Origin of the sequence: Bradyrhizobium sp. WSM1253 (assembly GCF_000244935.1) — a bacterium.
Lineage (GTDB): Bacteria > Pseudomonadota > Alphaproteobacteria > Rhizobiales > Xanthobacteraceae > Bradyrhizobium > Bradyrhizobium canariense.
The window spans coordinates 7,603,533-7,609,532 of record NZ_JH600073.1; the positions used below are offsets into that span (position 1 = coordinate 7,603,533).

Sequence of the window (6,000 nt, forward strand, 5' to 3'; positions counted from 1 at the left end):
CTACGCGAGCGCGACACCGATAAGGGAGGCTGAAGATTTTCCAATCAGGAAGCAAGTGCGCCTCTGTGGGAGTAAGGCCGATCTTGAGAGATGACGACTGAGGGCAGGTGGCGCAGAAAGTGGGAATCTCTCCCCCCATGCCGGAAATGCACGAAAACCCGCAGAAAACAAGGATTCCTAAAAAGCCAGGTCGGATTTGTGACCACCGCTGTGTACCACTTGCACGGCCGATTCGGCCGTCGATTTCGGGCGATTTCGTGGCATTTGAAGACGAGCCGGCGCTCTGACCGGCGACTGGATGTCATTCGGCCTGCAATATAAAATTGGACGCCGATGAGGGGGCAAATTTGCAAACGATGAGGTAATTGCGGTCGGCGCCCGCGGCTCGAAATGTCCGCTATCTTCAAGCCTTCCCGCAATCCCGCGAATCGGAGGGGCTATGAAGCAGGACGCGCGCTGTGGATCGTGGTGCTGCTCAACGCCGGATACGGGCTGATCGAGATCGTGGGAGGCGTCGTCGCCGCTTCGCAATCAGTCAGGGCGGACGCGCTCGACTTTATCGGGGACGGCGTGATCTCGCTCCTCGGGCTGATCGCGATCGGATGGGGATTGTCGGCTCGGGGCAAGGCGGCCCTGCTGCAGGGCATCTTCCTGGGTCTGCTCGGGGCCGGAGTTCTCGTCGCGACGGCCTACCGCGCGCTCGTCCATCAGCAGCCCGAAGCCGATCTGATGGGCATCCTCGGCGCGATCGGTCTCGTCATCAACGTCGCCTCGGCCGTGGTCCTGCTACCCCACAGGGAAGGCGATGCGAACGTCCGTGCGGTCTGGCTGTTCAGCCGCAACGACGCCATCGGCAACGTCCCCGTCGTGATCGCGGCGCTCCTGGTGGCCTGGACGCGAACGCCGTGGCCGGATCTCGTCGTGGCGGTGGTGGTCGCCGGGCTGTTCCTACAGTCCTCCTTTTCCATCATCAGGGACGCACGTGGCGATCTTCGCAGAGCGGCGTGAGACCTCGATAATCGAGCCTGCAGACATTCAAGCGGTGGACTGGGCGACCTGCGTCAGACGCTCCGCCGCGTCCCCCCCGCAGCGCTGCGCCATGCCCAACATAGAACGACAAAACTAGTATTGTGGTTGGGTCGTCTTGGTTTTTGCGGTATGCGTGGGCATGAACCGCAAGCTCGCCGCCCGTTGTCTTGCCGAATTGGGCAATTTGACCCGGCTCGGTATCTATCGGCTGCTGGTCCGGGCGGGCCCGCCTGGCCTGAACATCTCGGAAATCCAGCTCCGGCTCGACATACCGGCCTCTACGCTCGCGTTCCATCTGCGCGGGCTAGTCGGTGCAGGACTCGTCTCTCAGGAAAGGATTGGACGGTCCGTGATCTGTCGCCGTACGTCATGCCATCGTCGATCTCATCCTGCGGCCGCCGCCTCAACGGTGTCCATACTGCCGAGAACAAATCCTTGAAAAATACCGGCGAAAATAGATTCTGCCAAAGTAGTGCTAGACGACATATCGGTCCCACGACCCATAGTGCTCTGTGCTTCTCCTTCCGCGTCGGAGGCTGAGACCGATAATGGCAAGCCCAGCTACGACGTCGTTCCAAGACGAGGCGGGCCCGGCGCCACCGAGCAGCCACGGCGCCACGATCAACCACGGCCCAAACAACAGATTCAGGAACCGCAACGGCCGCGCCACCTCGGCCATAGCACAGACCGCCATCGTGATGATCAATGCACCGATCAGATGATCGTTGTTTGCGATGGTTCCCCCAGTGCCGAATATCAGGCGCGAAAACATAAGCCACGCGCCGACGAGGCAGCTCACGGCCAGTGTCCAGGGTACCGTGACGCCGCGGACCGCGGCGACAGATTGCGTCATAAGCCCGGCAGAGAAGCCCGGATCGCACTTGTCTGCGCTTCCATTCGACTGAGGCCCGCCTTGGAAAAAAGTGCGCCAGAAAGGTCGGCCCTCTCGGACGCTTCGCTGCATGTATTGGCCCATCGCGACCACTTCATCGAGCGCCAATGGGATCATGATCAGCATGGCGAGCGCGGCAAGCAGGCACAGCGTGCAATAGGTGCCGATCACGATCGGCTGAATGATGATGAAAAAGATCGAGACACCGCCGAGGGGCACGACCAAGATGAAGAAAAAGGTCACCATCCACGGCATCGTCCGCCAACGCGTGGCGGTGCCCATCGCGCCCATCAGCGCTTCGATCATATAGGCTGCAGCGCCAAGCCCGGCATCGGGAATCGGCCAGGCGCGGGACACCGCGGACGTTATGATGAACTCGGCGCCGTTTCTCCCATCACCTCCGGAGAAGAACGGGTCCCAGACGTCATTTATCTGCCCCAGCTGGTAGGCGGTAAGATAGCGGGCGATAAGAAACCCGAAGAAGCCGAGCGCGATCATCGGAAGACGTTGCAGCCATGACGACGGCGAATAAGTCCAGCCAGGCGGAACGGTGCTCTGATCCATCATACCTTCGTGGCTCATGCCCGGCATCATCGGAACGAGCACCGAGAAGGCGATTGCCAGCGCGCCGACGATCGTGTCGTTCGTGGTGGCGGCGACGCTCGGCGTCCAGAAGAAAAGGGGGGCGAACAGAAGCCAGAGACCGACGGCCGTCGAGCCCCATTGCGCCCAGGAAAAACGCCGCGACAGTGCAAGCGAGCCAAAGAGCACAAGCAGCAAGCCCGATATGATGTCGCTCCACCCCGTAAGCGCATTGCGCAATACGGGCTCCCACAGTCCGCGCTCCTGCGTGATATCGTGCACTGCGCGGGCCGCCGCCAGATCGAAAAGAGCAAACTGAAGCGGACTGGTGAGAAGCCAGATACCGAGAGTGAGCACCAAAAAATGAGCCCACAGCATCCGTGGGCTCATCCCCGCCATGTCGACCATGCGCCCTGACTCCATCTTTTCATGATTGGCATGATGCGCCTCGGATCGCTTACGCGCCTCGGCTCCCTCGCCAGCCACCTTGGCGGCATTGAGCTTGTTTGCCTGATACCAGCCAGCGGGGTCTGCCTTGAGCGCCTCGATCATTTGCGGCAACGTCTCGCGCAATGAATGCACCGGTTCCCAGCCGAGGAGATGACGGGCGCGATTGATATCGATGGCATAGTGGTCATCGGCAAGATCGACCATCCAGGCCCGAATGAAGGAATCTTCGCCGAGAAGATCCTGTTGCACCCAGGTGCCTGCCTTGGCGAGCGCCTTAGGAATTTCGCGGGTGTCCCAACGCTCACCACGGATCAGCCGTCCGATCGCAGCCTGAAGATCGCCGTAACCAACAACGTCAGGCTCGCCAAGAAGCAGCGCCACCTCCGGGGGAAGCACCTTGCGCCGTTCGACCAGGCGCGCCATCGCCTCGGTCAGATCGTCCAGATGAAGGAAGGATTGCCCGGTGCTCAGGTCACCGGGATAAACATGTCCCGTCGGATTGTTCTCGTAAATCCGCGCAATCTGGTTGGCGAGAAAAGCGTTGTGGCAAAGGCTGTCGTAGATGCCGGCCGGCCGGATATACACAACCGGGATCGACCCGTGCTGCTCGCGTATCACGCGCTCTGCCTCGATTTTTGAAGCCCGGTACGGCAAGTTCGCTTCCAGCGGCGAGTCCTCTCTGATCACATCGCCCGGCCGTCCCGCTTTGTGCGCCAGCATCGAGCTCGCAAAGACGAATTGTTCGACCTCGAACGACTGAAGTGCGCGCAGCAGGTTTACGGTGCCGCGAACCGTTATCTCATCGTAAAGCGGGTTCGGCTCGCCGGTGAGATCGAAATAAGCTGCAAGGTGAATCACTGATGCGATGCGGGTGCCATAAACCGTCCGTACACGTTGCAGACCGGCTGCGATCGCATCTTCCGATGTCAGGTCGATGCAAATGCATTCGGCGGCCGGCGGCGGTTGGCGGGTGGCCGCCCGATCCAGTCCGACGAGGGCGAATCGCCCACCGAGTTTCTGGACGACGGCCGAACCGATGAAGCCCGTACTGCCGGTGATAATGACCGTATCCTTACGCTCTGCCACTCGACTTTCAAGCTCCTCGTGTGGGGTCGGTAGGTTCTGCTCCTCCACCGTCCCTGCCCACTCGGGCAGTCAGGAATCTGCCGCGGAGCTTAAATCGGAGCGAGCCTTTACGACCCTTGCCGACGCCACCTGCACCGATCATGACGTGTTTCCCCTGATGAGGGGAGCACTCCACATCACGCCGCACTGACTCTCTAATGCCGTGTGGTTATGAATACGATTATCCGCCGTCCGCCCGGGTGTTGGCGTGGTATCGCGTGCGCCTGCCGCGGCCAGGGCGCGCCTAGCTTGTGGCGCTGCCAGCAAGTCTCACTTTGAGTCTCAGTGACGCGCTGCATGCGCTGACGAGAAGTGAACAAGTCGGCTTTCTCTTGCGGTGCACTATGTGAGCGTGACCCGGTGAAGCCGTGGTCGCTTGTCCCCCGCCTGCTCTCGATGTTTGCGGTCTTTGAGCCTTTTGATTGCGCCGACGGTTGGTCTGTCGTCTGCGAGGACGATGGGGGCTGCCCAGATGGCGACGACATCCGAAATGGCGTCTATGTCGGACAGCATGCCTTGTTGTTCGAGTGAGAAACCTGCGCAGCCGGATTGTTCGAAATCCTGCCCGCTGGCCGTTCTATGCACGGCCAGTTGTCTTCCCGGTTCTCTACCGGCATCAGCTTTCATTCCCGCTCGGTTCGCCGTGACCAGCGTGAAGGAGCCGAGCGATCATCTGTGGAGCGACGGCCTGATCGACCCGCCACCACCCCGACCTCCCCGAGCCTGAATTCATCGGCGGCTCCTTGTGAGCCGCATCATGCCGCATGACCGAGTTCATGCGGCGAAGCCACGTGATCCGCCATATATGAGTTCCAGCTCGTCCAGAGCGAAGTGAAGAAGGGTGACAGTGCCGTCGTGACTGTTCGCCTGGTCGACAAGCGTTCCGGCAAGCCTGTGCCGGACGCGGTGATCATCGCCAAACGTGTCGATATGGCGCCAGACGGCATGGCCGAGATGGCCGAGCTGATCGAGCAACTGCCGTCAACGGAGCCCGGCGTCTATCGCTTTAAAGCGGCTCTCGTGATGCCGGCCGTTTAGAACGGCTCCAATTGAAGCCCCTGATCGACAGCGCTACAGAGGCCTCCTGTGAGATGAGTGGCTGCTTGTGACTGTACGTTCCTGGTCTTTCCGCATCGCTACCTTGATCGTGCTGGTCTTCGTCTTCGGCGCCGCCAAGGCGGAGACGAGCGACGTGGAGACGACATGGCGCCTGCTTGACTACATCGCGGTCGACTATGCCGGCGCGGTATCTCAGGGTCAGGTCTCGAGCCCTGCGGAATACGCCGAGCAGAACGAGTTCGCCGCGACCGTCGCCGAAAAGCTCAAGGCGCTGCCCGCGAAGCCCGAACGGCAAGCCCTGCTCACCGAGGCCGGCCGGCTTCAGCAGGCCATCGGCCAGAAGGCCGAGCCTGAGCAGGTCGCGGGAATAGCTCATCAACTGGCAGCCGCTCTTCTCGCCGCCTATCCGGTGCCGCTTGCACCGAAGAAGGTCCCCGATCTCGCGCGAGGCGCCGCTTTGTATGGCCAGAACTGCGCGGGATGCCATGGCGAGGCCGGCGACGGGCGTGGGCCGGATGCGGCCAAACTTGACCCGCCGCCCGTTGCGTTCACCGAGGCGGAACGCGGCCGGCAACGCAGCGTGTTCGCGCTCTACCAGGTCGTCACGCAAGGTCTCGACGGCACGGCGATGGCGAGCTTCGAGGCCCTGCCGCCCGACGATCGCTGGGCTCTGGCGTTCTACGCCGGTCGTTTCGCCTTCCCCGGATGAGGCTGCCGCGGAAGGAGAGCGGCTCTGGAAGAAGGACGCGTCCCTCCATGGGCTCCTTCCGGACCTGAAGGCGCTGATCGGAACGACCCCTGCGGCGCTCGCGGCCAAGATCGGGCAGGACAGGGCGGACGCCGTCATGGCGTATCTCCGCCGC

The 6,000-nt window shown here is 61.8% G+C and carries 5 protein-coding genes and 1 pseudogene; 4 read left to right on the forward strand and 2 right to left on the reverse strand.

Annotated elements, in window-relative coordinates; translation table 11 throughout:
- Nucleotides 1-390: 390 nt before the first annotated feature.
- Nucleotides 391-1,008, forward strand: a complete 618-nt coding sequence (locus BRA1253DRAFT_RS36755; protein WP_007602720.1) for a cation transporter — start codon at nt 391-393, stop codon at nt 1,006-1,008.
- Between the two features lie 160 nt (nt 1,009-1,168).
- On the forward strand, nt 1,169-1,468 hold the full coding sequence (locus BRA1253DRAFT_RS42440) for a helix-turn-helix transcriptional regulator (protein ID WP_007602722.1): 300 nt from the start codon (nt 1,169-1,171) through the stop codon (nt 1,466-1,468).
- Nucleotides 1,469-1,504: 36 nt separating this feature from the next.
- Here BRA1253DRAFT_RS42440 and BRA1253DRAFT_RS36760 read toward each other — a convergent pair whose 3' ends face one another.
- Both BRA1253DRAFT_RS36760 and BRA1253DRAFT_RS44070 read right to left on the reverse strand, forming a co-directional pair.
- Complete coding sequence (locus BRA1253DRAFT_RS36760; RefSeq protein WP_007602724.1) at nt 1,505-4,039, reverse strand: NAD-dependent epimerase/dehydratase family protein; 2,535 nt, start codon at nt 4,037-4,039, stop codon at nt 1,505-1,507.
- Nucleotides 4,040-4,420: 381 nt separating this feature from the next.
- Nucleotides 4,421-4,705, reverse strand: coding sequence for a hypothetical protein (locus BRA1253DRAFT_RS44070; RefSeq protein ID WP_157158679.1), 285 nt, complete (start codon nt 4,703-4,705; stop codon nt 4,421-4,423).
- A gap of 177 nt (nt 4,706-4,882) precedes the next feature.
- On the opposite strand from BRA1253DRAFT_RS44070, the pseudogene BRA1253DRAFT_RS36765 reads away from it, so the two are divergent.
- Both BRA1253DRAFT_RS36765 and BRA1253DRAFT_RS36770 read left to right on the forward strand, forming a co-directional pair.
- A pseudogene (locus BRA1253DRAFT_RS36765) lies at nt 4,883-5,104 on the forward strand (FixH family protein); the annotation flags it as partial.
- Nucleotides 5,105-5,183: 79 nt separating this feature from the next.
- Nucleotides 5,184-5,846 (forward strand): c-type cytochrome, encoded by a 663-nt coding sequence (locus BRA1253DRAFT_RS36770; RefSeq protein ID WP_198288283.1) that lies wholly within the window; start codon nt 5,184-5,186, stop codon nt 5,844-5,846.
- The last annotated feature ends 154 nt before the right edge of the window (nt 5,847-6,000 follow it).

Coding starts and splice junctions, on each gene's coding strand:
- BRA1253DRAFT_RS42440 (WP_007602722.1), top strand. CDS start 1,169: ATGAACCGCAAGCTCGCCGCCCGTTGTCTTGCCGAATTGGGCAATTTG.
- BRA1253DRAFT_RS36755 (WP_007602720.1), top strand. CDS start 391: ATGTCCGCTATCTTCAAGCCTTCCCGCAATCCCGCGAATCGGAGGGGC.
- BRA1253DRAFT_RS44070 (WP_157158679.1), bottom strand. CDS start 4,705: ATGAAAGCTGATGCCGGTAGAGAACCGGGAAGACAACTGGCCGTGCAT.